Source organism: Pseudomonas viciae, from assembly GCF_004786035.1.
Classification (GTDB): domain Bacteria; phylum Pseudomonadota; class Gammaproteobacteria; order Pseudomonadales; family Pseudomonadaceae; genus Aquipseudomonas; species Aquipseudomonas viciae.
The window spans coordinates 1292465-1315945 of record NZ_CP035088.1 but is presented as its reverse complement, the minus strand read 5'-3'; the positions used below and the strand labels follow the sequence as shown (position 1 = coordinate 1315945).

Annotated in this window: 22 protein-coding genes; 1 reads left to right on the top strand and 21 read right to left on the bottom strand. The window is 60.4% G+C overall.

The window, feature by feature from the left end; translation table 11 throughout:
* Window positions 1-61 precede the first annotated feature (61 nt).
* The 7 genes from EPZ47_RS05910 to EPZ47_RS05880 all read right to left on the bottom strand — a co-directional run bounded on the left by EPZ47_RS05910 (window position 62) and on the right by EPZ47_RS05880 (window position 6089).
* Complete coding sequence (locus EPZ47_RS05910) at window positions 62-910, bottom strand: peptidoglycan DD-metalloendopeptidase family protein (protein WP_135843938.1); 849 nt, start codon at window positions 908-910, stop codon at window positions 62-64.
* Window positions 911-1136: 226 nt separating this feature from the next.
* Window positions 1137-1772 carry a protein-L-isoaspartate(D-aspartate) O-methyltransferase gene (locus tag EPZ47_RS05905; protein ID WP_170862085.1) on the bottom strand — a complete coding sequence of 212 codons (636 nt, stop codon included), beginning with the start codon at window positions 1770-1772 and terminating at the stop codon, window positions 1137-1139.
* 41 nt (window positions 1773-1813) lie between these two features.
* Window positions 1814-2563, bottom strand: a complete 750-nt coding sequence (gene surE, locus EPZ47_RS05900) for a 5'/3'-nucleotidase SurE (RefSeq protein WP_135843937.1) — start codon at window positions 2561-2563, stop codon at window positions 1814-1816.
* Window positions 2551-3609 carry a tRNA pseudouridine(13) synthase TruD gene (gene truD / locus EPZ47_RS05895; RefSeq protein ID WP_135843936.1) on the bottom strand — a complete coding sequence of 353 codons (1059 nt, stop codon included), beginning with the start codon at window positions 3607-3609 and terminating at the stop codon, window positions 2551-2553. Before truD ends, surE begins: the two co-directional genes overlap by 13 nt.
* Entirely contained in the window at window positions 3606-4079 is a 474-nt protein-coding gene (ispF, locus tag EPZ47_RS05890) for a 2-C-methyl-D-erythritol 2,4-cyclodiphosphate synthase (RefSeq protein WP_003184863.1), read from the bottom strand. Before ispF ends, truD begins: the two co-directional genes overlap by 4 nt.
* Before the next feature lie 43 nt (window positions 4080-4122).
* Window positions 4123-4968, bottom strand: coding sequence for an S-formylglutathione hydrolase (gene fghA / locus EPZ47_RS05885; RefSeq protein ID WP_135843935.1), 846 nt, complete (start codon window positions 4966-4968; stop codon window positions 4123-4125).
* A gap of 8 nt (window positions 4969-4976) precedes the next feature.
* Window positions 4977-6089, bottom strand: coding sequence for an S-(hydroxymethyl)glutathione dehydrogenase/class III alcohol dehydrogenase (locus EPZ47_RS05880; RefSeq protein WP_135843934.1), 1113 nt, complete (start codon window positions 6087-6089; stop codon window positions 4977-4979).
* A 107-nt stretch (window positions 6090-6196) separates the two neighbouring features.
* Between EPZ47_RS05880 and EPZ47_RS05875 the strand changes: the two genes are divergently transcribed.
* A complete protein-coding gene (locus EPZ47_RS05875) occupies window positions 6197-7093 on the top strand; it encodes a LysR substrate-binding domain-containing protein (RefSeq protein WP_109756627.1) in 897 nt (298 codons plus the stop codon).
* A 172-nt stretch (window positions 7094-7265) separates the two neighbouring features.
* Here EPZ47_RS05875 and ispD read toward each other — a convergent pair whose 3' ends face one another.
* The 14 genes from ispD to EPZ47_RS05805 all read right to left on the bottom strand — a co-directional run bounded on the left by ispD (window position 7266) and on the right by EPZ47_RS05805 (window position 23444).
* A complete protein-coding gene (ispD, locus tag EPZ47_RS05870) occupies window positions 7266-7973 on the bottom strand; it encodes a 2-C-methyl-D-erythritol 4-phosphate cytidylyltransferase (RefSeq protein ID WP_135843933.1) in 708 nt (235 codons plus the stop codon).
* On the bottom strand, window positions 7970-8248 hold the full coding sequence (gene ftsB, locus EPZ47_RS05865; RefSeq protein WP_025212129.1) for a cell division protein FtsB: 279 nt from the start codon (window positions 8246-8248) through the stop codon (window positions 7970-7972). The genes ispD and ftsB overlap by 4 nt, the downstream gene beginning before the upstream one ends.
* A 171-nt stretch (window positions 8249-8419) precedes the next feature.
* A complete protein-coding gene (gene eno / locus EPZ47_RS05860; RefSeq protein WP_028237207.1) occupies window positions 8420-9709 on the bottom strand; it encodes a phosphopyruvate hydratase in 1290 nt (429 codons plus the stop codon).
* 155 nt (window positions 9710-9864) lie between these two features.
* The gene (gene kdsA / locus EPZ47_RS05855) at window positions 9865-10710 is read right to left on the bottom strand and encodes a 3-deoxy-8-phosphooctulonate synthase (protein WP_047227577.1); all 846 of its coding nucleotides are present in this window, start codon (window positions 10708-10710) and stop codon (window positions 9865-9867) included.
* A gap of 4 nt (window positions 10711-10714) precedes the next feature.
* Window positions 10715-12346 (bottom strand): CTP synthase, encoded by a 1632-nt coding sequence (locus EPZ47_RS05850; RefSeq protein ID WP_135843932.1) that lies wholly within the window; start codon window positions 12344-12346, stop codon window positions 10715-10717.
* Between the two features lie 274 nt (window positions 12347-12620).
* A complete protein-coding gene (gene tilS / locus EPZ47_RS05845; RefSeq protein ID WP_135843931.1) occupies window positions 12621-13946 on the bottom strand; it encodes a tRNA lysidine(34) synthetase TilS in 1326 nt (441 codons plus the stop codon).
* A 149-nt stretch (window positions 13947-14095) separates the two neighbouring features.
* Complete coding sequence (locus EPZ47_RS05840) at window positions 14096-15043, bottom strand: acetyl-CoA carboxylase carboxyltransferase subunit alpha (RefSeq protein WP_135843930.1); 948 nt, start codon at window positions 15041-15043, stop codon at window positions 14096-14098.
* A gap of 149 nt (window positions 15044-15192) precedes the next feature.
* On the bottom strand, window positions 15193-18714 hold the full coding sequence (gene dnaE / locus EPZ47_RS05835) for a DNA polymerase III subunit alpha (RefSeq protein ID WP_135843929.1): 3522 nt from the start codon (window positions 18712-18714) through the stop codon (window positions 15193-15195).
* Window positions 18715-18791: 77 nt separating this feature from the next.
* Window positions 18792-19433, bottom strand: a complete 642-nt coding sequence (gene rnhB / locus EPZ47_RS05830) for a ribonuclease HII (protein ID WP_135843928.1) — start codon at window positions 19431-19433, stop codon at window positions 18792-18794.
* A complete protein-coding gene (lpxB, locus tag EPZ47_RS05825; protein WP_135843927.1) occupies window positions 19430-20560 on the bottom strand; it encodes a lipid-A-disaccharide synthase in 1131 nt (376 codons plus the stop codon). The genes rnhB and lpxB overlap by 4 nt, the downstream gene beginning before the upstream one ends.
* A 2-nt stretch (window positions 20561-20562) precedes the next feature.
* The gene (gene lpxA, locus EPZ47_RS05820; protein WP_135843926.1) at window positions 20563-21339 is read right to left on the bottom strand and encodes an acyl-ACP--UDP-N-acetylglucosamine O-acyltransferase; all 777 of its coding nucleotides are present in this window, start codon (window positions 21337-21339) and stop codon (window positions 20563-20565) included.
* Window positions 21336-21776, bottom strand: coding sequence for a 3-hydroxyacyl-ACP dehydratase FabZ (gene fabZ / locus EPZ47_RS05815; protein WP_135843925.1), 441 nt, complete (start codon window positions 21774-21776; stop codon window positions 21336-21338). Before fabZ ends, lpxA begins: the two co-directional genes overlap by 4 nt.
* A 105-nt stretch (window positions 21777-21881) precedes the next feature.
* Window positions 21882-22937: a UDP-3-O-(3-hydroxymyristoyl)glucosamine N-acyltransferase gene (gene lpxD, locus EPZ47_RS05810; protein ID WP_135843924.1), complete on the bottom strand. Its 1056-nt coding sequence runs from the start codon at window positions 22935-22937 to the stop codon at window positions 21882-21884.
* Between the two features lie 3 nt (window positions 22938-22940).
* Window positions 22941-23444 (bottom strand): OmpH/Skp family outer membrane protein, encoded by a 504-nt coding sequence (locus tag EPZ47_RS05805; RefSeq protein ID WP_003184901.1) that lies wholly within the window; start codon window positions 23442-23444, stop codon window positions 22941-22943.
* Window positions 23445-23481 lie beyond the last annotated feature (37 nt).

The following is a 23481-nucleotide window of genomic DNA, read 5'->3' as shown; positions in this document are numbered from 1 at the left end:
TTTATCCTTGGCAACGCTGGAGCCTGTTCCCTCTACGTGACGGAACAGGCTGACAATCAAATCAACGACGTGGCAGGAATTGCAGCGGATCTACTGGCTTACCCTGTCGGCGAATCTCAAAATGCAGTTTCACCCGGTCTGTTCCCGTTGATCCCATTTCGGCAATTGTCTGTCCGACCTTGACCTGCTGCCCCTCCCGAACCAACAGCCTGCGGTTGTGACCGTAGGCACTGACGTAGGTATCGCTGTGTTTGATGATCACGAGTTCGCCGTAGCCCCTCAAACCACTCCCGGCGTACACAACCGTGCCATCAGACGCGGCCAAAACAGGCTGTCCCAAATCCCCGGCGATATCAATTCCTTTATTCAAACTACCGTTTGAAGAGAATTTTCCAATAAGAACGCCACTAGAAGGCCATCCCCAGCCTGTCGGGGCGGGGCCCGCTGGAGGCATCGGAGCGGGGGTCGGTTTGCTCGCGACGGACGGTACTGTCGACGTTGCAGCCCCCGCCGGCCGGCGAATGACCGTGGTTTTACTCGACGACGAAGCCGACGAGCCCGACTGCGTGACAACCGCAGTCGGCGTTGAACCGCTGCGACCATCAAAGCGAATCGTCTGACCCGGATGAATCGTGTAGGGCGCAGGAATGTTGTTGCGCGCCGCGAGGGCCTTGTAGTCCCAGCCGTAGCGAAAAGCGATGGAAAACAACGTATCGCCGCGACGGACTACATACTGACCGGTCGTTACTGTAGGACGTTGCGGCGCCGCATTGTTATTGCGATCGACCACCCGGACATTACCCGACGGTGTACTGGAACAACCGACCAGCAAGGTACTCAAGACAAGGCCAGTCACCAGGCGCTGAAAGCTCGTGATACCCATACGCTGCGCAATGACTGTGAGACTCACCCGCCGCTCCCTTTGTGGTGGCTGAAAAATTGGAAACTGCCTGTCCAGGCAGAAGTCATACAACAATAGCTGGCCGCGACCGCGCTTCTATTAATGAAGCGTGAAGGGGCACCGCACACGTTTGCTCGACGCCGTTGAACGCCGTTTAACAAACCTGCATTTAACGAATCAGCGCCGCTGTAAGACACAGCCAATGCCACGGAATTCAGCGCTTGTTTATAAATGCTCAGGCCAATGGCCCGTTGAGCAATGGCACAAACCGCACGGCCCCGAGAACATGTCGCGAAAAACCGTGTTCTTCGCGCACGATGAGCATCAACTGCTGGACTTCGCCCGCGCCCACCGGAATCACCAGTCGCCCACCGGGAGCGAGCTGATCCAGCAAGGCCTGGGGGACATCGGTGGCCACGGCGGTCACAATGATGCCGTTATAAGGCGCCAAGGCCGGCCAGCCTTCCCAACCATCGCCCCAGCGAAACACCACGTTGCGCAGGTTCAGTTCGACCAGACGCTCCTTGGCGCGGTCTTGCAGCACCTTGATTCGTTCTACGGAGAACACCCGCTCCACCAGTTGCGACAATACTGCCGTCTGGTAACCCGACCCCGTGCCGATCTCCATGACCTTGTCCAGCGGCCCCGCCTCCAGTAGCAACTCGCTCATGCGGGCCACCATATAAGGCTGGGAAATGGTCTGGTTGTGGCCGATCGGCAGCGCCGTGTCTTCGTAGGCGCGATGGGCCAGGGCTTCATCGACGAACAAATGTCGCGGCGTGCGGCGAATCACTTCCAACACCTGGGCGTTGGACAGGCCTTCCTCGTAAAGCCGCTGGATCAGTCGCTCACGGGTGCGTTGGGAGGTCATGCCAATCCCGCGGCGTAGCATATCGTCTTGCTCACGAGCCATCAGCGCAGCCCCTCCAGCCAGCCATCGAGGTTTCGAAAGGCATCGTTGAAGGTGCGATCGAGCTGCAACGGCGTGATCGAGACATACCCTTGCATCACCGCATGGAAGTCAGTGCCCGGCCCGCCATCCTCGGCATCTCCGGCAGCGGCGATCCAGTAACCGGCCTTGCCTCGCGGATCGACCACGTGCATGGGCTTGGCGGCGCGGGCGCGATGGCCCAGGCGCGTCAATTGGATGCCACGGATATGATCGAGCGGAAGGTTCGGGATATTCACGTTCAGCACCGTGCGCGGTGGCAGCTCCAGCTCGCCATGGGCTTCGACCAATTTACGGGCGAAGTAGGCGGCGGTAGCCAAGTTATCAACCTGGCGTGAAACAAACGAAAAGGCAAACGACGGTTGCTCCAGGAAGCGACCTTCCAGGGCTGCGGCGACAGTACCGGAATACAGCACGTCATCACCCAGGTTGGCGCCCAGGTTGATGCCTGACACCACCATGTCCGGCGCGCGCTCCAGCAACCCGTTGATACCCAGGTGCACGCAATCGGTCGGCGTCCCGTTGATACTGATGAAACCGTTATCCAGGTAGCAGGGGTGCAAAGGACGGTCGAGCGTCAGCGAGCTGCTGGCGCCGCTTTTGTCCTGGTCCGGGGCGATGACCACGCACTCGGCAAAATCCGCCAACGCAGCATAAAGCGCGGCAAGACCGGGTGCAGTCACCCCGTCGTCGTTAGAAATCAGAATACGCATGGGCTGTCCGTCTGCCCCACCGGCACCAGATCGACGAGTTCGCGCACCAAGACAGTGGCGAAACATCCGGCCGGCAGGACGAATTCCAGTTGCAGAATGTCAGGCGAGGGATAATGCCACGACAGCCCGCCAATGGGCAGTCGCAGGATGCGACGTTCGTGACTCATTCCCGCGTTTATCAACCAGTCGCGCAAATCGGCTTCGCCCTCGGCGATGGCCTGTTCCAGCGCAAAGGTCGCGCCGGCGGCAGGCGAAGGCCCTTCGCCCCACTGCGGCCCGGTCGGGTGCAGATCGAGAATGGCCAGCCGTGGATCGCTGCATTCAGCTTCGCCGGCCGGAAAAAAACTGCGGCTGTCGGTGAAGGCCAGCAAGTCACCCACCTGCGCTTGTTGCCAGGTACCGTCGGCCACTCGTGCCGCCAGCACCCGGTTGAACAGAAAGCTGCGGGCCGTGGACAACAGCCGTGAACGCACATTGCGCTGTTCCGGCAAGGCCTTGCGCGCCGCCCAGGCACGGGCATCAACGACGTTGCCACCGTCGTGCCCAAACCGTTGGGCGCCGAAATAGTTGGGGATGCCCTGGCGCGCAATCTGTTGCAACCGCGCATCGATAGCCGCGGTGTCGCCCTTGAACTGGGTCAGGCGCAGGGTGAAGCCATTGGCCGAGTGCGCGCCGCGTTGCAGTTTGCGTTTATGCCGACCGGTCTTGAGGATCTTCAGTGTTTCGTTCTCTGCCGCCGACAAATCCGGATCGGCCTTGCCGGGCAACTGGACGCTGAACCATTGGCGGGTCAGGGCCTGTCGGTCCTTGAGGCCGGCGTAGCTGACGGTGCGCAACGGCACGCCAGCAGCCTTGGCAATTCGCCGAGCCGCCTCTTCGGTGTTCAAGCCGCGTTTTTCAACCCAGATCCACAAATGCTCGCCATCGCCGGTCAACGGAATATCGAGCACTTCATCGACCTGAAAATCTTCAGCGGTAGCCTTGAGTACCGCACTGCCCAGCGGTTCACCGTAGGCACGCGGGCCCAGTAGTTCCAATTCAGTCATGGGCGCAGCAACAAGGCGACGGAGTGGACGGCAATGCCTTCTTCGCGACCGACGAAACCCAGCTTCTCGGTGGTGGTGGCTTTCACGTTCACTTGGTCCAACTCAACTTGAAGATCCTCGGCTATCAACTGGCGCATCGCTTCGATGTGCGGCGCCATTTTCGGCGCCTGGGCAACAATGGTGTTATCGACATTGCCGACTTTCCAGCCCTTGGCGTGGATCAGCGAAACCACATGACGCAGCAGCACGCGGCTGTCGGCGCCCTTGAATTGCGGGTCGGTGTCGGGGAAGTGTTTGCCGATATCACCCAGGGCGGCCGCGCCGAGCAATGCATCGCTCAAGGCGTGCAGCAGAACGTCACCGTCAGAATGCGCAAGCAGCCCGAAGCCGTGTGCGATACGCACGCCGCCCAGAGTAATGAAGTCGCCTTCAGCGAAACGGTGAACATCGTAGCCGTGGCCAATACGCATAAAAAAACGCCCCGATTTTTGTCAGGGCGTGATTCTACCTGCATTAGGCGTTTAGAGCGCGTGCATGATGTTGCAAGTGGTCGCCAATGAAGCTGGCGATGAAGAAGTAGCTGTGGTCATAGCCGGGTTGCAGGCGCAATTCCAGCGGATGGCCGGCAGCCTTGGCTGCCTGCTGCAGGGCTTCAGGCTTGAGCTGGTTGGCCAGGAAATCATCGCGATCGCCCTGGTCCACCAGCAGCGGCAACTGCTCATCAGCCTCGGCAATCAGTGCGCAGGCATCCCATTCCCGCCATTTCGAACGGTCTTCTCCCAGGTAACGGGAGAAGGCTTTCTGGCCCCACGGGCAATCCATCGGATTGTTGATTGGCGAAAAGGCCGACACCGAACGATAACGTCCCGGGTTGCGCAAGGCGCAGACCAACGCGCCATGACCGCCCATGGAGTGGCCACTGATGCCGCGTTTATCCGAGGCAGGGAAATGCGCCTCGACGAGCGCCGGCAATTCCTGCACCACATAGTCATGCATCCGATAGTGCCGCGCCCATGGATCCTGCGTGGCATTCAGATAAAACCCTGCACCCAGGCCGAAGTCCCAGGCACCGTCCGGATCGCCCGGCACGTCGGCACCACGGGGGCTGGTGTCCGGGGCGACAATAATCAGCCCCAACTCGGCGGCCATGCGCTGGGCACCGGCTTTCTGCATGAAATTTTCGTCGGTACAAGTCAACCCGGACAACCAGTACAGCACCGGCAACTTGCCGCCCTGCTCGGCTTGCGGCGGCAGGTACACGGCAAACACCATGTCGCAACCGAGCACTTCGGAACGGTGCCGGTAACGCTTGTGCCAGCCGCCGAAGCTTTTCTGGCAGGAGATATTTTCAAGGCTCATGACCGACCTCAGAAATGAATGACGGTGCGGATGCTCTTGCCTTCATGCATCAGGTCGAACGCCTTGTTGATATCTTCCAGGCCCATGGTGTGGGTGATGAAGGTATCCAGCGGGATCTCGCCTTTCTCGGCCATCTCCACGTAGCTCGGCAATTCGCTGCGACCGCGCACGCCGCCAAACGCCGAACCGCGCCAGACGCGTCCGGTTACCAATTGGAATGGACGAGTGGAGATTTCCTGGCCGGCACCGGCGACGCCGATGATCACCGACTCGCCCCAACCCTTGTGGCAGCACTCCAGCGCGGCACGCATCAACTGGACATTGCCGATGCACTCGAAGGAAAAGTCCACGCCGCCGTCAGTCATGTCGACGATGACTTCCTGGATCGGCCGGTCGAAGTCTTTCGGGTTGACGCAATCGGTGGCGCCCAGTTGCTTGGCGATTTCGAACTTGGCCGGGTTGATGTCGATGGCGATGATGCGCGAGGCCTTGGCCTTCACCGCACCAATCACTGCCGACAGGCCGATGCCGCCCAGGCCGAAGATGGCCACGGTGTCACCGGGCTTGACCTTGGCCGTGTTGATCACCGCACCGATACCGGTGGTGACGCCACAACCCAACAGGCAGACTTTTTCCAGCGGGGCTTCTTTCGGGATCTTCGCGACGGAGATTTCCGGCAACACGGTGTATTCGGAGAACGTCGAGGTGCCCATGTAGTGAAAAATCGTTTCGCCCTTGTAGGAAAAGCGCGAAGTGCCGTCCGGCATCAGGCCTTTGCCTTGGGTGGCGCGAATCGCCTGGCACAGGTTGGTCTTGCCCGACTTACAGAATTTGCACTGACCGCATTCCGGCGTGTACAGCGGAATCACATGGTCACCCACCGCGACCGACGTCACGCCTTCGCCGATGGCTTCGACAATGGCACCGCCTTCATGGCCGAGGATCGACGGGAAGATCCCTTCCGGGTCGGCGCCCGACAAGGTATAGGCGTCGGTATGGCAGACGCCGGAAGCCACCACGCGCAACAGCACTTCGCCCGCCTTGGGCATGGCGACGTCGACTTCAACGATTTCCAGGGGTTTCTTGGCCTCGAAGGCAACGGCAGCGCGCGACTTGATCATCCGGATTCTCCAGCAAATAAAAACAAGACCGGGAGTGTAATCCTCCGTCGGACGATGAATAATCCAGTCAAAAGCAAAACATTATTGCTGTACAGGGATAATCGCCTATGTCCGACAACCGCTGGGAAGGGATCGACGAGTTCGTCGCGGTGGCCGAATGCAGCCAATTCACCGCGGCTGCCGAACGGCTCGGGGTTTCGTCCTCTCATATCAGTCGACAAATCGTACGACTGGAAGAGCGTCTACAGACGCGATTGCTCTATCGCAGCACCCGCCGGGTCACCCTGACCGAAGCCGGCCAAACCTTTTTGCAGCATTGCCAGCGCCTGCAGGATGGACGCGAGGAAGCGCTGCGGGCGGTAGGCGATCTCACCAGCGAACCCAAGGGCATGCTGCGCATGACCTGTGCCGTGGCCTATGGTGAGCGCTTCATCGTGCCGCTGGTGACGCGGTTCATGGGGCTTTATCCACAGTTGCGGGTGGACATTGAACTGAGCAACCGCCCACTGGACCTGGTTCATGAAGGGTTGGACCTGGCCATACGCCTGGGCCGCTTGCAGGACTCACGCCTGGTCGCCACCCGCCTCGCACCGCGGCGCATGTACCTGTGCGCCTCACCGTCCTATCTGGAACGCTACGGTCGGCCCCATAGTTTGTCGGAATTGAGCCGCCACAACTGCCTGATCGGCAGTTCCGATATCTGGCAACTGGAGCAGAACGGGCGGGAATTTTCCCAGCGCGTGCAAGGAAACTGGCGCTGCAACAGTGGGCAAGCGGTACTCGACGCGGCCCTGCAAGGCGTCGGGTTATGTCAGTTGCCGGATTATTACGTGCTGGAGCATTTGCACAGTGGTGCGTTGATATCGCTGCTGGAGGCTCATCAACCGCCGAATACGGCGGTGTGGGCGCTGTATCCGCAGCAGCGGCATCTGTCGCCGAAGGTGCGCAAGTTGGTGGACTATTTGAAAGAGGGGTTGGCGCAGCGGCCGGAGTATCGGGGTTAGGTCGTTTTCTGTCCGTGGTTTATTCGGCGCCGGAATGATCGCCTTCGCGAGCAAACCCGCTCCCACAGTAGATCTATGTTGATCACAAATATGTGGCCAGATGCAGGGCCACTGTGGGAGCGGGCTTGCTCGCGAAGGCCGCGACGCGGTATTCGCACAGATACGCGATTAATTAGCGACGATTCGCCCAGCGCTGGCGCAACCACTCCAGGTCTTCCGGCCGAGTGACCTTGATGTTATCAGCCCGCCCTTCGATCAACCGCGGCGCCTGCCCGGCCCATTCCATGGCGGAGGCTTCGTCGGTAATCAGCGCTTCGGCCACCAGGCTGTCGGCCAGGGCCCGGTGCAAGGCGCCGAGGCGGAACATCTGCGGTGTATAGGCTTGCCAGATCACGCTGCGATCGACGGTTTCCAACACGCGACCCTGCTTGTCGGCACGCTTGAGGGTGTCCCGCGCCGGGACGGCCAGCAGGCCGCCGACCGGATCGGTCGCCAACTCGCTGAGCAGTGTGTCCAGATCGTCCCGGGCCAGGTTGGGTCGCGCGGCGTCGTGCACCAGTACCCAATCGTGATCATCGGCGCCCTGCTCGTGCAGATGCAGCAAGGCATTGAGCACTGAAGCCGAACGCTGTTCGCCACCGTCCACGCGCTGGATGCGAGTGTCGCTGGCGCAGGCCAGGGTCGGCCAATAAGGATCATCGTGTGCAACGCTGACCACCACGCCTTTGACGGTCGGATGATCGAGGAAACAGCCAAGGCTGTGTTCAAGAATGGTGCGCCCACCCAGTTGCAAATATTGCTTGGGACGGTCGGCGGCCATACGGGCACCAACGCCCGCGGCAGGAATCACGGCCCAAAAGGCCGGCAAACGGATACTCATTGGGCCAGCTGGTAGAGGGTTTCGCCCTCTTTCACCATGCCCAGTTCATGGCGAGCCCGCTCTTCAACGGTCTCCATGCCCTTTTTCAACTCACTGACCTCGGCGTCCATCACCCGATTACGCTCCAGCAACGCTTCGTTTTCCGCGTGCTGATCGGCTATTTGCTGAGTCAGGTCGGCCACTTGCGCCAGACTGCCATTACCCACCCACAGGCGGTACTGCAGGCCAGCCAGCAACAGGAGCAAGACAAGAAACAACCAATTGGGACTGCGCATCGAATCTCAGGTATCCAGTGAAAAAAGACAGCCATGCCAAACTTTGAAGCGTCTGATAGCACGAAGCCTGGAAAAACCAGGCTTGTGCTTGATAAGGCATCAGATTAGAGGCAAAACCGCCGCTATTGCGACTTTTCCGACACTATCCGCTGTCTTTTTACCATTTACTGCTTAGCCGCGAAACTCGGCGCGACCGTTGTACTTGGCCTTGCCGTTCAATTGCTCTTCGATACGCAGCAGTTGGTTGTACTTGGAAACGCGGTCGGAACGGCACAGCGAACCGGTCTTGATCTGGCCCGCCGCAGTGCCCACGGCCAGGTCGGCGATGGTCGAGTCTTCGGTTTCGCCGGAGCGATGGGAGATCACGGCGGTGTAGCCAGCGGCCTTGGCCATCTGGATGGCTTCCAGGGTTTCGGTCAAGGTGCCGATCTGGTTGAACTTGATCAGGATCGAGTTGGCGATCTTCTTGTCGATGCCTTCTTTCAGGATCTTGGTGTTGGTCACGAACAGGTCGTCACCCACCAGCTGGGTTTTCTCGCCGATCTTGTCGGTGAGGATTTTCCAGCCGGCCCAGTCGGACTCGTCCAGGCCATCTTCGATGGAGATAATCGGGTAACGCTCGGTCAAGCCCTTGAGGTAGTCGGCGAAACCTTCGGCGGTGAACACCTGGCCTTCGCCGGACAGGTTGTACTTGCCGTCTTCGTAGAACTCACTGGCGGCGCAGTCCAGGGCCAGGGTCACGTCGGTGCCCAGTTTGTAGCCAGCGTTGGCCACGGCTTCGGAGATCACTTTCAACGCGTCTTCGTTAGACGCCAGGTTCGGTGCGAAACCGCCTTCGTCGCCAACGGCGGTGCTCAGGCCACGGGCCTTCAGCACGGCTTTGAGGTGATGGAAAATCTCGGTGCCCATGCGCAGGCCTTCGGAGAAGGTCTTGGCGCCAACCGGCTGCACCATGAATTCCTGGATGTCGACGTTGTTATCGGCGTGCTCGCCACCGTTGATGATGTTCATCATCGGCACCGGCATCGAGTAGACACCCGGGGTACCGTTGAGATTGGCGATGTGTGCGTACAGCGGCAGGTCCTGGTCCTGGGCAGCGGCCTTGGCAGCGGCCAGGGACACGGCGAGGATCGCGTTGGCGCCCAGGGTGGCTTTGTTTTCGGTACCGTCGAGCTTGATCATCGCGTGATCGAGGGCTTTCTGGTCGGCAGGATCCTTGCCCAGCAACAGGTCACGGATCGGACCGTTGATGTTGGCGACGGCTTTGAGCACGCCCTTGCCCAGGTAACGGCTCTTGTCGCCATCACGCAGCTCGAGCGCTTCGCGCGAGCCAGTGGAAGCACCGGACGGCGCACAGGCGCTGCCGATGATGCCGTTGTCGAGAAGCACGTCCGCTTCAACAGTGGGGTTGCCACGGGAGTCGAGAACTTCACGACCTTTGATGTCGACGATTTTTGCCATTGTTGTAAACACTCCAAAGTTGACGAAAACGACGCAGCGAGAGGAAATCTTTTTACCGTCGGCGGGTATAGAGCAGCGGGCAGGCTCGCCGACAATAACGCCCGGCCCGCAGGCCAGAGCGTTTATCGAGCGGTACTTTACCGGAGAAAATCGCGTTACGCGGTTTCTATCGTCGGAAAACTCTTGACCAGTTCGTCCAATGCCTTGAGCTGAGACAGGAAAGGTTCCAGCTTGTTCAAGCGCAAGGCACAAGGGCCGTCGCACTTGGCGTTGTCCGGGTCCGGGTGGGCCTCGAGGAACAGGCCGGCCAGGGATTGGCTCATGCCAGCCTTGGCCAGGTCAGTCACCTGGGCCCGACGACCACCGGCGGAGTCGGAACGACCACCCGGCATCTGCAGGGCGTGCGTCACGTCGAAGAACACCGGGTATTCGAACTGCTTCATGATGCCGAAGCCGAGCATGTCCACTACCAGGTTGTTGTAGCCGAAGCTCGAACCACGCTCGCAGAGGATCAACTGGTCATTGCCGGCCTCTTCGCACTTGCTCAGGATGTGTTTCATTTCCTGGGGCGCGAGGAACTGGGCCTTCTTGATGTTGATCACCGCACCAGTCTTGGCCATCGCGACCACCAGGTCGGTCTGGCGCGACAGGAAGGCCGGCAACTGGATGATGTCGCAGACCTCGGCGACGACCGCAGCCTGGGCTGGCTCGTGGACGTCGGTGATGATCGGCACGCCAAAGGCTTGCTTGATGTCTTGGAAGATCCGCATGCCCTCTTCCAGGCCTGGGCCACGGTAAGAGGTCACGGACGAGCGGTTGGCCTTGTCGAAACTGGCCTTGAACACGTAAGGGATACCCAGTTTCTGGGTGACCTTCACGTATTCCTCGCAGACCTGCATCGCCATGTCGCGGCTTTCCAGCACATTCATGCCGCCGAACAGCACCATGGGTTTGTCGTTGGCAATCTCGATGTCGCCAACGCGGATAATCTTCTGGGCCATCGTCTTATGCCTTTTTCTGGTGTTGAGCCAAAGCGGCTTTCACGAAACCGCTGAACAGCGGATGGCCGTCCCGTGGCGTCGAGGTGAACTCGGGGTGGAACTGGCAGGCGACGAACCACGGGTGATCCGGAGCCTCGACCACTTCCACCAGCGCGCCGTCACCGGAACGACCGGAGATTTTCAGGCCGGCCTCGATCAGTTGCGGCAGCAGGTTGTTGTTCACTTCGTAGCGATGGCGGTGACGCTCGACGATCACGTCCTTGGCATAGCAATCGTGCACCTTGGAGCCGGCTTCGAGCAGGCAATCCTGGGCGCCAAGACGCATGGTGCCGCCCAGGTCGGAGGCTTCGGTGCGAACTTCCACGGCGCCGGTGGCATCTTCCCACTCGGTGATCAGCCCCACGACCGGATGGCCGCTGGCGCGATCGAACTCGGTGGAGTTGGCGTCTTTCCAGCCCAGCACGTTACGGGCGAACTCGATGACCGCCACTTGCATGCCCAGGCAGATACCCAGGTACGGCACCTTGTTTTCGCGAGCGTACTGCACAGCAGTGATCTTGCCTTCCACGCCCCGCAGGCCGAAACCGCCCGGCACGAGGATCGCATCGGCACCTTCGAGCAGACCGGTGCCCTGGTTCTCGATGTCTTCGGAATCGATGTAGCGCAGGTTGACCTTGGTACGGTTGCTGATGCCGGCGTGACTCATCGCCTCGATCAGCGACTTGTAGGCGTCCAGCAGCTCCATGTACTTGCCGACCATGGCGATGGTGACTTCGTGTTCCGGGTTGAGCTTGGCATCGACCACCGCTTCCCACTCGGACAGATCGGCGCCAGCACATTGCAGGCCGAAACGTTCGACGACGAAATCGTCCAGGCCCTGGGAGTGCAGGATGCCCGGGATCTTGTAGATGGTGTCGGCGTCTTCCAGGCCGATCACCGCACGCTCTTCAACGTTGGTGAACTGGGCAATCTTGCGACGCGAAGAAATGTCGATCGGATGATCGGAGCGGCAGATCAGCACGTCTGGCTGCAGGCCGATGGAGCGCAGTTCCTTGACCGAGTGCTGGGTTGGCTTGGTCTTGGTTTCGCCAGCGGTGGCGATGTACGGGACCAGTGTCAGGTGCATCAGCATCGCGCGCTTGGCGCCGATTTCGAAACGCAACTGGCGGATGGCTTCAAGGAACGGCTGGGACTCGATGTCGCCCACAGTACCGCCGATCTCGACCATTGCCACGTCGGCATCGCCAGCACCCTTGATGATGCGGCGCTTGATTTCATCGGTGATGTGCGGGATGACCTGGATGGTCGCGCCCAGGTAGTCACCACGGCGCTCTTTGCGCAGCACGTGTTCATAGACACGGCCAGTGGTGAAGTTGTTGTTCTGGGTCATGGTCGTGCGGATGAACCGCTCGTAGTGGCCCAGGTCCAGGTCGGTCTCGGCGCCGTCGTGGGTGACGAACACTTCACCGTGCTGGAACGGGCTCATGGTGCCCGGGTCAACGTTGATGTACGGGTCCAGCTTGAGCATGGTGACCTTAAGTCCCCGCGCCTCCAGGATGGCCGCCAATGAAGCCGAGGCAATGCCTTTCCCCAATGAAGAAACAACACCGCCCGTGACGAATATGTAGCGCGTCATGAAAAACCCTAGAAGTCTGCGTTAAAGCGGTCCGAGCCGCCGGGGAAAGCGAAGGAAGGCCGAAGCCCCCGATCACCTGCATTAATCACAGTGCACCTTTCAAAAAAACCGCCGCGTTGGGACAGACCGGAAGTGAGATCACCGGTACGTTGCTCGCTACACATTTTTTGGAATCGCCCAGCAAAGACTGCTTGGTAATCGGCAACTCCTGCAATTCAGGCGAATCCACAGAAGTTGTATCAAGAAGGGAGCGTAGTCTACCGGAAAGCCCCTTTCAGCTCAAACCCCGATCTTGGCTTCCTGGCTGCCAGTTCAATTGCCAACTGCCATCAACCCCAGCGTCCAGGCCTGCCAGGTTGGCCACCGCCAGCAATTGCTCGCCTCGATACAGCAGCGGCAATCGGCCGCGCACAAAGGCCGGCACGGCGTTTTCGTTGAGCAAACGCTTGAGATCACGGTGACCGCGACCGGGTAGTTCCATTACTTCGCCACCCTGACGATAGCGCACACAAAGTGGCCCCGCCGGGATCCTGCCGCCGAGCATCACCCGGCCATTGTCCGGCAGGCTCAAGGGCTCATCCGCCAGCGGCCATTCGACGGGGCCTGCGACCGGTCGCAACCAGTGGTCGGATAACCACCAGATCCGTCCGCCAGCCCGGTGCAGCTCACCACCGGCCAGTCGCCAGATCGGTCGCGCATCGCCCCTCGCCTCCCGCAGCGCGTCCCAGCCGCACCAGTGGTCGCTGTCAGGCAACATCGTCAGCGAGCTGAGCCAATGGCTCAATGCATTGCGCTGGCGGGCCGGCGCCAAGACCTGCAACGGCGCCAGTTCCAGGGATGGCAAGCCAAGCCAGTCAAACGCACCTGGGGTCGTGGCGCCAGCCAGATCGATCCGCGCCAGGTCATCCAGCAAGCCCTGGGCTTCACCCATGTGCGCCGCGCTGCGCGCCAGGGCCTGCGCAGCCTGGGGCCACTGCTCGGTCAATACCGGGAAAGCTCGCTGGCGCAGGAAATTGCGCGCGTACCGGTGATCGTCGTTGGAAGGGTCCTCGATCCAACTCAAGCCCTGTTGCCTCGCATAGGCTTCCAGCTCCACCCGGGACACATCGAGCAAGGGGCGCAGCAAGTACCCCGCCCCCAGAGGACGCTGCCTGGGCATCGCCGACAAACCCCTCACCCCTGCCCCACGCAACAAACGAAACAACAGGGTTTCAGCCTGATCGTCGCGGTGCTGGCCAGTGAGCAGCACTTCATTGCCCTGGAGCACCGCCACGAAAGCGCCATAACGCGCCTCCCGGGCGGCGCGCTCGACGCTGGCGCCGGGCTGGACTTGCACGCTCACCACCTCAAGCGGCACCCCAAGGGCCTTGCAGACCGAGCGACAATGGTCCGGCCATGCATCGGCCACAGCCTGCAGGCCATGATGGACGTGGATAGCGCTCAGAGGCGGCAGGGGTTGGTTTTTTGCGAGGGACGCGAGCAGGTGCAACAGGACGGTGGAATCGAGGCCGCCGGAGAAGGCGATGCGCCAGGTGGCGGCGTTGCGCCAGGGGGATAGCTGCGTGATGAGCCGGGTGGGCAGGTCGATGCTTGTGTTCATGGGTATCAGCCTTGGCACAAATCAAATGTGGGAGCGGGCTTGCTCGCGAAGGCGGTGAATCAGTCAACACATGGGTTGAATGTTAAACCGCTTTCGCGAGCAAGCCCGCTCCCACACTGGCCCCCACAACTGCTGGAAGCTTGGTCAGATCAGAGACCGTAACTCATCAACCGCTCATAGCGACGAGCCAGCAGCGCATCGTTGTCGAATTTCTTCAGCATCGACAGTTGCGATGTCAGCTCGGCGCGAATCATCGCCGCAGCGGCAGCCGGGTCGCGGTGGGCGCCGCCCACTGGCTCGCTGATCACTTTATCGACAATGCCCAGGCCTTTGAGGCGCTCGGCAGTGATGCCCATGGCTTCAGCGGCATCCGGCGCCTTCTCGGCGGTTTTCCACAGGATCGAGGCACAACCTTCCGGCGAGATCACCGCATAAGTGGAATATTGCAGCATGTTCAATTGATCGCACACGCCGATGGCCAGCGCACCGCCGGAACCACCCTCACCGATCACGGTGGCGATGATTGGGGTTTTCAGGCGCGCCATGACGCGCAGGTTCCAGGCAATCGCTTCGCTCTGGTTGCGCTCTTCGGCGTCGATGCCCGGGTAGGCGCCCGGCGTGTCGATGAAGGTCAGGATCGGCATCTTGAAGCGCTCGGCCATTTCCATCAGACGGCAGGCCTTGCGGTAGCCTTCAGGGCGCGGCATGCCGAAGTTGCGACGCACCTTCTCGCGCACTTCGCGGCCTTTCTGATGGCCGATAACCATCACCGGCTGGTCATCCAGGCGAGCAACGCCGCCTACGATGGCAGCGTCGTCGGAGAAGTGGCGGTCACCGTGCAACTCATCGAACTCGGTAAAGATGTGCTCGATGTAGTCCAGGGTGTAGGGACGACGCGGGTGACGCGCCAGGCGGGCGATCTGCCAGCTGGTCAGCTTGCCGAAGATGTCTTCGGTCAGCGTCCGGCTTTTGTCCTGCAGACGAGAGATTTCATCGCCGATATTCAGCGAATTGTCATTACCGACCAAGCGCAACTCTTCGATCTTGGCTTGCAGGTCGGCGATCGGCTGTTCGAAATCTAGAAAATTCGGGTTCATAGGCGTCCGTCTTGGGTCGACGTCCAAGAGAGCTTGGGCCGGCCGGTTGTCTATTCGCGCCTACCTTAAGGGAGAGGCGCGTTCAGGTCGAGATTAAAAATTCGGGTCGAGATCAGGGGCGTTCCGGTTTCAAGAGTGGCCCCTGGCCGTCAACGGTATTGGAGGAAGACGTTGTCTTTGCCGAACTGGTCACGCAAGGCTTGAATCAACGCATCCGCCGGGTCAATTCGCCAGCCTTCGCCGAACTGCAGCACGGCCTTGGCGTCGGGGCGCACGTACTCCATGGTGATCGGGCAAGCGCCGCGATGGCGCTTGAACAACTCGCCCAGCCAACGCAGCTGATCGCCCTTGAGGTCCTGGGTCTGCAACTTCAGGCGCAGGCTCTCGGCCAGGTTGGTGCGGGCATCTTCCATACTCATCACCCGCTTGACCCGCAGCCGCAGGCCACCGGAAAAATCATCGTTGCTGACCTCGCCTTCCACCACCACCATCGCGTCGGTCTGCAACAGCGACTGCGCCGAGTGGAACGCATCGGCAAACAACGAAGCCTCAATGCGCCCGGAGCGATCGTCGAGGGTAATGAAACCCATCTTGTCGCCCTTTTTATTTTTCATCACCCGCAGGGCAATGATCATACCGGCGACGGTTTGCGTGTCACGCGCCGGCTTGAGATCAATGATGCGCTGGCGGGCGAAGCGGCGGATCTCGCCTTCGTATTCGTCGATCGGGTGCCCGGTCAGGTACAGGCCCAAGGTGTCTTTCTCACCTTTGAGGCGTTCCTTGAGGGTCAGCTCCTTGGCCTTGCGATGATTGCCATAGACATCAGCGTCTTCCTCGACGAACAGCCCGCCAAACAGGTCGGCGTGGCCGCTGTCGTGGGTGCGGGCGGTCTGCTCGGCAGCCTTGATCGCTTCTTCCATGGCCGCCAGCAACACCGCGCGGTTGCGGTCGATGTTGGCCTGATAGGCCTTGGGCTCATCCTGGAAGTACGGCCCCAGACGGTCCAGCGCGCCACTGCGGATCAAACCGTCGAGGGTGCGCTTGTTGATACGCTTGAGGTCGACCCGCGCGCAGAAATCGAACAGGTCCTTGAACGGCCCGTCCTGGCGCGCTTCGGTGATGGCCTCCACCGGCCCTTCGCCCACGCCCTTGATGGCGCCCAGGCCATAGATGATGCGGCCCTCGTCGTTCACCGTGAACTTGAACTCCGAAGCGTTCACGTCCGGTGCGTCGAGGCGCAGCTTCATGGTCCGCACTTCTTCGATCAAGGTCACGACCTTGTCGGTGTTGTGCATATCGGCCGACAGTACCGCGGCCATGAACGGCGCCGGGTAATGGGCCTTCAGCCACGCGGTCTGGTACGACACCAGGCCATAGGCGGCGGAGTGGGATTTGTTGAAGCCGTAGCCGGCGAATTTTTCCACCAGGTCGAAGATGTTACCGGCCAGGTCAGGGTCAATGCCGTTGGTGGCGCAACCGTCAATGAAACCGCCGCGCTGCTTGGCCATCTCCTCGGGTTTTTTCTTACCCATGGCTCGACGCAGCATGTCCGCGCCGCCAAGGGTGTAGCCGGCCATCACCTGGGCAATCTGCATCACCTGTTCCTGGTACAGGATGATGCCATAGGTCGGCGCCAGCACCGGTTTCAAGCCTTCGTACTGATAGTCCGAGTGCGGGTACGCCAGCTCTGCGCGGCCGTGCTTACGGTTGATGAAGTCGTCCACCATGCCTGATTGCAGCGGGCCCGGACGAAACAGGGCCACCAGTGCGATCAGGTCTTCCAGGCAGTCGGGCTTGAGCTTTTTGATCAGCTCTTTCATGCCCCGGGATTCAAGCTGGAACACCGCCGTGGTTTCGGCTTTTTGCAGCAGGCTGTAGGTCGGCTTGTCATCCAGCGGGATGAAGGCGATGTCCAGCGGCTCTTCGCCGACCTTGGCCCGATCACGGTTGATGGTTTTCAGTGCCCAGTCGATGATCGTCAGGGTCCGCAGACCGAGGAAGTCGAACTTCACCAGGCCCGCCGCCTCGACGTCATCCTTGTCGAACTGGGTGACCAGGCCGTCGCCCTCTTCATCGCAATAGATCGGCGAGAAGTCAGTCAGCTTGGTCGGCGCAATGACCACGCCACCGGCGTGCTTGCCGACGTTACGCACCACGCCTTCGAGTTTGCGGGCCATTTCCCAGATTTCCGCGGCTTCTTCATCGACCTTGATGAAGTCCCGCAGGATTTCTTCTTGCTCGTAGGCTTTTTCCAGGGTCATGCCGACTTCGAACGGAATCATCTTCGACAGACGATCCGCCAGGCCGTAGGACTTGCCCTGCACCCGCGCCACGTCACGCACCACAGCCTTGGCGGCCATGGAACCGAAGGTGATGATCTGGCTCACCGCGTTGCGACCGTACTTCTCGGCCACGTAGTCGATCACCCGGTCGCGACCGTCCATGCAGAAGTCGACGTCGAAGTCGGGCATGGATACCCGTTCCGGGTTGAGGAAACGTTCGAACAGCAGGTCATATTCCAACGGGTCGAGGTCGGTGATCTTCTGCACGTAGGCCACCAGCGACCCGGCGCCCGATCCACGGCCAGGGCCTACCGGCACGCCGTTGTTCTTGGCCCACTGGATAAAGTCCATCACGATCAGGAAGTAACCGGGAAAGCCCATCTGGATGATGATATCCAGTTCGAAATTCAACCGGTCGACGTAGACCTGGCGCTTGGCTTCGTAATCTTCGGTGGTGTCCTTGGGCAGCAGGACGCTGAGGCGATCCTCCAGGCCGTCAAAAGACACCTTGCGGAAGTATTCGTCGATGGTCATGCCATCGGGGATCGGGAAGTTGGGCAGGAAGTGCTTGCCCAGTTTCACTTCGATGTTGCAGCGCTTGGCGATCTCGACGGTGTTTTCCAGCGCCTCGGGCAGGTCGCTGAACAACTCGGCCATTTCCTCGGCGCTCTTGAGGTATTGCTGGTCGCTGTAGTTTTTCGACCGCCGTGGATCGTCGAGGGCCCGGCCCTCACCGATGCAGACACGGGTTTCGTGGGCTTCGAAGTCTTCCTGCTTGATGAAGCGCACGTCGTTGGTCGCCACCAGCGGCGCGCCAATCTTGTCGGCCAGGGCCACGGCGGCGTGCAGGTGCTCTTCATCGTTGGGGCGGTTGGTACGCTGCACTTCGATGTAGAAGCGGTCCGGGAACACCGCCATCCAGTCACGGGCCAGGGCCTCGGCTTGTTCGGTGTCGCCACTGAGCAGGGCCAGGCCGATTTCACCCTCCTTGGCCGCCGACAGCATGATCAGGCCTGCGCTGGCCTCGGCCACCCACTCACGCTCGATGATGATCGAGCCATTGCGCTGGCCATCGATAAAGCCGCGGGAGATCAGCTCGGTAAGGTTGCGATAACCCTGGGCGTTCATCGCCAACAGGCTGATACGACTCAGTGGCGCGTCCGGGTCCTTGTTCGACAGCCACAGGTCGGCACCGCAGATCGGCTTGATCCCGGCGCCCATGGCGGCCTTGTAGAACTTGACCAACGAACACATATTGTTTTGGTCAGTGACCGCCACGGCAGGCATGTTCATGCCCACCAGGGTCTTGACCAGTGGCTTGATCCGCACCAGGCCATCGACCAGGGAGTATTCAGTGTGCAGGCGTAGATGAACGAATGAAGCCGGCATAGTGATCCTGCGTTAAGTCATGAAAACAACAAGGCCCGGATTGTACCGGGCCTTGGGTAAAACATCAGCCATGAGAGCTAGCTCTCGATCAACCCCTCACGCGCCTCATAAGCCAACCGCACCGGTGCGAACGAGCGCCGGTGGATCGGTGTTGGCCCAAGGCGCGCCAGGGCTTCCAGATGAACGGGGGTCGGGTAGCCTTTGTGACCGCCGATGCCATAGCCTGGGTAAATCAATTCGAAGGCGGCCATTTCCCGGTCACGACTGACCTTCGCCAGGATCGAGGCCGCCGCGATGGCCGGCACCTTGCCGTCGCCCTGGATGACCGCTTCGGCGCGCATCGACAGTTTCGGACAGCGATTGCCATCGATCATCGCCAGTTTCGGCGTGATGTGCAGCCCCTCCACGGCACGCTGCATGGCGAGCATGGTGGCGTGCAGAATATTCAGTTCGTCGATTTCTTCGACTTCGGCCCGGGCAATGCACCAACTCAGGGCCTTCTCGCAGATTTCGTCGTAGAGCTTTTCGCGCCGGGCCTCGGTGAGCTTCTTGGAATCGTTGAGCCCCAGGATCGGCCGCTTCGGATCGAGAATCACCGCCGCGGTCACCACCGCGCCGCACAACGGGCCGCGACCCACCTCATCGACACCGGCCACCAGTTCTTCGACTTCGGCGACCAGATTGAAGTCCAGGCCCATCTGTAGCTTCACGTTACTCATTGTTTTGCGCCGATCAGAGTCAGCACTGCGTCCGCAGCCTGGTTGGAGGCATCGCGGCGCAAGGTGCGGTGGATTTCGTCAAAGCCCCGGGTCTGTTCCTGGCCGCCGTCAATCAACGGCGCAAGCGTATTGGCCAATGCATCGGCGGTGGCCTCGTCCTGCAACAACTCAGGCACCAGCAAGCGCTGGGCCAACAGGTTCGGCAAGGAGATGTAAGGGCTCTTGACCATACGCTTGAGAATCCAGAACGTCAGCGGCGCCAGGCGATAGGCGACCACCATCGGGCGCTTGAACAACAATGCCTCAAGGGTAGCCGTGCCGGACGCGATCAACACGGCGTCACACGCGGCCAGGGCTTCATGGGAGCGACCGTCAAGCAGCGTAATCGGCAAATCGCGACCGATCAAAAGCTCTTCAAGCTGGGCCCGACGCTGCGCACTGGCACATGGCAGAACAAAACGCACGCCGGGACGAATCGACCGCAGGCGCTGCGCGGCGTCGAAAAACAAGCCACCCAGGCGACTCACTTCGCCACCACGGCTGCCAGGCATCAAGGCCACCAGTGGCCCTTCGGGCAGGCCCAACGCCTGGCGCGCTGCTTCGCGATCAGCCTCCAGGGGAATCGTATCGGCCAGGGTATGCCCGACAAACCGCACCGGCACGCCCTTCTCTTCGTAGAACCGGGCTTCGAACGGCAGCAGCGTCAGCATCAGGTCGCAGCCTTCGCGAATCTTCAGCACCCGCTTCTGCCGCCAGGCCCAGACCGACGGGCTGACGTAATGCACGGTCTTGATACCGGCCTGGCGCAATTTGAGTTCGATATTGAGGGTGAAATCCGGTGCATCGATACCGATGAACACATCCGGTTTTTCATCGATCAGGGTCCGGATCAGCTTCTTGCGCCGGGCCAGCAACTCGCGCAGGCGACCGAGCACTTCCACCAACCCCATCACCGACAGACGCTCCATCGGAAAATAGGACGTCAGCCCCTCGGCTTGCATCAACGGCCCGCCGACACCGATGAACTCGACGGCAGGATGCTGCGCCTTGAGCGCCCGCATCAGACCGGCACCCAGAATGTCACCGGAAGCCTCTCCCGCTACCAGTGCGATACGCAAGTTAGCCATGATTAACGAGTGATGCCGCGGGTCGAAGACTGGATGGAGTCGCGGAAAATTGCGACTTCCGGGAACTGCGCCGAAGCCTCGGCCAACTCGGCGAGCGCCTGTTCGACCGTCAGGCCCTGGCGATACACAACCTTGTAGGCGCGTCGCAACGCAGTAATGGCCTCTTCGCTGAAGCCACGACGGCGCATGCCTTCGAAGTTCATGCTGCGGGCTTCAGCCGGGTTGCCGAACACGGTGACATAGGCCGGGACATCCTTGCCAATGGCGGTGCCCATGCCCGAGAAGCTATGGGCGCCGATATGGCAATACTGATGCACCAGGGTGAAGCCCGACAGGATCGCCCAGTCATCCACGTGCACATGGCCGGCCAGCGCGGTGTTGTTGACCAGGATGCAATGGTTGCCGATAACGCTGTCATGACCGATATGGGCATAAGCCATGATCAGGTTGTGGTCGCCCAGGGTCGTTTCGCAGCGATCTTGAACGGTACCACGGTGAATCGTCACGCCTTCGCGGATCACGTTGTGATCGCCAATGACCAGGCGAGTTTCTTCACCTTTGTACTTGAGATCGGGCGTGTCCTCGCCTACCGAAGAAAACTGGTAGATGCGATTGTGACGGCCAATCCGGGTCGGTCCCTTGAGAATTACGTGGGGGCCGATCACCGTACCCTCGCCGATTTCCACACCTGCGCCGATGATCGACCACGGGCCGACCTCGACATCGGCGGCCAGGACGGCCGTCGGATCGATGATTGCGCGAGGGTCAATCAAACTCATAGCTTGCGTTCCGCACAGATGATTTCAGCGGAGCAGACCGGCTTGCCGTCGACCGAAGCCTGGCATTCGAACTTCCAGATCTGGCGCTTGCAACTGATGAACTTGGCCTCGAGGATCAATTGATCGCCCGGGGTGACCGGCTGGCGGAAACGCAGCTTGTCGGAGCCGACGAAGTAATACAGCGTGCCGTCGGCAGGCTTTACGTCGAGCATTTTGAAACCAAGGATCCCGGCAGCCTGAGCCATTGCTTCGATGATCAACACGCCCGGCATGATTGGATGCGCGGGGAAGTGACCATTGAAGAACGGCTCGTTGATGCTGACATTCTTGTAGGCGCGAATTCGCTTGCCTTCAACGTCCAGTTCCACAACCCGATCCACCAGCAGGAACGGGTAACGGTGAGGCAGGTATTCGCGAATCTCGTTGATGTCCATCATTTCGGGAGGAAGCCTATGTAAAGATTGGGAGCGCACGAGTGACGCGCACTCCGCTAGCAAATCAAGGAGCCCTAACGGCTGTGCACACTTGATATGGAAATGGTATCAGCCATCTGATGAAGCAATACCGTCAGGGGTCACGTCCCCTACACGCTTTTCCACCTGTCGCAGACGTCGCGCGATGTCATCGAGCTGACGGATACGGGCCGCACTCTTGCGCCATTCGGCCGCCGGCTGCATCGCTGTACCGGAAGAATAGGCACCCGGCTCGGTAATCGAGTGGGTCACCATGGTCATCCCGGTCAGGAATACGTTGTCACAGATATCGATATGGCCGACCAACCCAACGCCACCGGCAAGCATGCAGTGCTTGCCGATTTTGGTGCTGCCGGAAATACCCACGCAGGCGGCCATGGCGGTGTGGTCACCGACCTGGACGTTGTGGGCGATCTGGATCTGGTTGTCGAGCTTGACGCCATTGCCAATGATCGTATCGGCCAGTGCACCACGGTCGATCGCCGTGTTGACGCCGATTTCCACGTCATCGCCAACGGTGACGCCGCCGATCTGGGCGATCTTTTGCCAAATGCCTTTCTCGTTGGCGAAACCGAACCCTTCACCGCCCAGCACCGCGCCAGACTGAATCACCACCCGCTTGCCGATGCGCACGTCGTGGTACAGGGTGACCCGCGGAGCCAGCCAACCACCGTCACCGATCTCGCTGCGCGCGCCGATGAAGCAATGGGCGCCCAGCGTGACACCGGCGCCGATCCGGGCCGCGCTTTCGATGACCACAAAAGGACCGATGCTGGCCGTTGGGTCAACCACGGCATCCGCCGCAATGACCGCGCTGGCATGGATACCAGGGGTCGATTTGGGCTTGGGATCAAACAGATGGGAAATCCGCGCATACGCCAGGTACGGATCGGGCACGATCAGCGCATCGCCGGCAAATCCTTCGGCATCAGCAGCCTTGAGCAACAGCGCACCAGCCCGGCTGTCGGCCAGGTACTTGCGGTATTGAGGATTTGCCAGAAAGCTCAACTGAGCTGGGCCAGCCTCTTGCAAAGTGGCTAGCCCAGTAATTGGCCTCTGCGGGTCGCCACGCAGGGTGGCGCCGAGGAACTCGGCCAACTGGCCGAGCTTGATAGTCGCTGTCATGGATTACTTCAGCTGATTCATGCGCTCGATAACCTGACGCGTGATGTCGTACTGAGGCTTGACATCAATCACTGCGCCACGCTCGAACACCAGGTCAAAACCACCTTTCTTGATGACTTCTTCCACAGCACTGTCGAGTTTCGGCTTGAGCTGCTTGAGCATTTCACGGTCGGCAACGGCTTTGGCTTCGTTCAGCTCCTTGGATTGGAACTGGAAATCACGGGCCTTTTGCTTGAACTCAAGCTCCAGACGCTCGCGCTCGCCTTGGGCCATCTTGTCGCCACCGGCTACCAGACGATCCTGAATACCCTTGGCGCTGCTTTCCAGGCCCTTGAGCTTGGTCAGTTGCGGACCGAATTTTTTCTCGGCATCCACGGCGTATTTCTTCGCCGCATCGGATTCCAGCAAGGCCATCTGATAGTTCAGCACGGCGATCTTCATGTCGGCAAAAGCCGGACCTGCGACCAGTACGGTCGCCAGGAGAACCAATTGAGTCAACTTACGCACGATGTACTCCTACAAAATCCATTGTCGTTATCTTGGG

Coding starts and splice junctions, on each gene's coding strand:
- EPZ47_RS05905 (WP_170862085.1), bottom strand. CDS start 1,772: ATGACCTCCCAACGCACCCGTGAGCGACTGATCCAGCGGCTTTACGAG.
- surE (WP_135843937.1), bottom strand. CDS start 2,563: ATGCGTATTCTGATTTCTAACGACGACGGGGTGACTGCACCCGGTCTT.
- truD (WP_135843936.1), bottom strand. CDS start 3,609: ATGACTGAATTGGAACTACTGGGCCCGCGTGCCTACGGTGAACCGCTG.
- ispF (WP_003184863.1), bottom strand. CDS start 4,079: ATGCGTATTGGCCACGGCTACGATGTTCACCGTTTCGCTGAAGGCGAC.
- fghA (WP_135843935.1), bottom strand. CDS start 4,968: ATGAGCCTTGAAAATATCTCCTGCCAGAAAAGCTTCGGCGGCTGGCAC.
- EPZ47_RS05880 (WP_135843934.1), bottom strand. CDS start 6,089: ATGATCAAGTCGCGCGCTGCCGTTGCCTTCGAGGCCAAGAAACCCCTG.
- EPZ47_RS05875 (WP_109756627.1), top strand. CDS start 6,197: ATGTCCGACAACCGCTGGGAAGGGATCGACGAGTTCGTCGCGGTGGCC.
- ispD (WP_135843933.1), bottom strand. CDS start 7,973: ATGAGTATCCGTTTGCCGGCCTTTTGGGCCGTGATTCCTGCCGCGGGC.
- ftsB (WP_025212129.1), bottom strand. CDS start 8,248: ATGCGCAGTCCCAATTGGTTGTTTCTTGTCTTGCTCCTGTTGCTGGCT.
- eno (WP_028237207.1), bottom strand. CDS start 9,709: ATGGCAAAAATCGTCGACATCAAAGGTCGTGAAGTTCTCGACTCCCGT.
- kdsA (WP_047227577.1), bottom strand. CDS start 10,710: ATGGCCCAGAAGATTATCCGCGTTGGCGACATCGAGATTGCCAACGAC.
- EPZ47_RS05850 (WP_135843932.1), bottom strand. CDS start 12,346: ATGACGCGCTACATATTCGTCACGGGCGGTGTTGTTTCTTCATTGGGG.
- tilS (WP_135843931.1), bottom strand. CDS start 13,946: ATGAACACAAGCATCGACCTGCCCACCCGGCTCATCACGCAGCTATCC.
- EPZ47_RS05840 (WP_135843930.1), bottom strand. CDS start 15,043: ATGAACCCGAATTTTCTAGATTTCGAACAGCCGATCGCCGACCTGCAA.
- dnaE (WP_135843929.1), bottom strand. CDS start 18,714: ATGCCGGCTTCATTCGTTCATCTACGCCTGCACACTGAATACTCCCTG.
- rnhB (WP_135843928.1), bottom strand. CDS start 19,433: ATGAGTAACGTGAAGCTACAGATGGGCCTGGACTTCAATCTGGTCGCC.
- lpxB (WP_135843927.1), bottom strand. CDS start 20,560: ATGGCTAACTTGCGTATCGCACTGGTAGCGGGAGAGGCTTCCGGTGAC.
- lpxA (WP_135843926.1), bottom strand. CDS start 21,339: ATGAGTTTGATTGACCCTCGCGCAATCATCGATCCGACGGCCGTCCTG.
- fabZ (WP_135843925.1), bottom strand. CDS start 21,776: ATGATGGACATCAACGAGATTCGCGAATACCTGCCTCACCGTTACCCG.
- lpxD (WP_135843924.1), bottom strand. CDS start 22,937: ATGACAGCGACTATCAAGCTCGGCCAGTTGGCCGAGTTCCTCGGCGCC.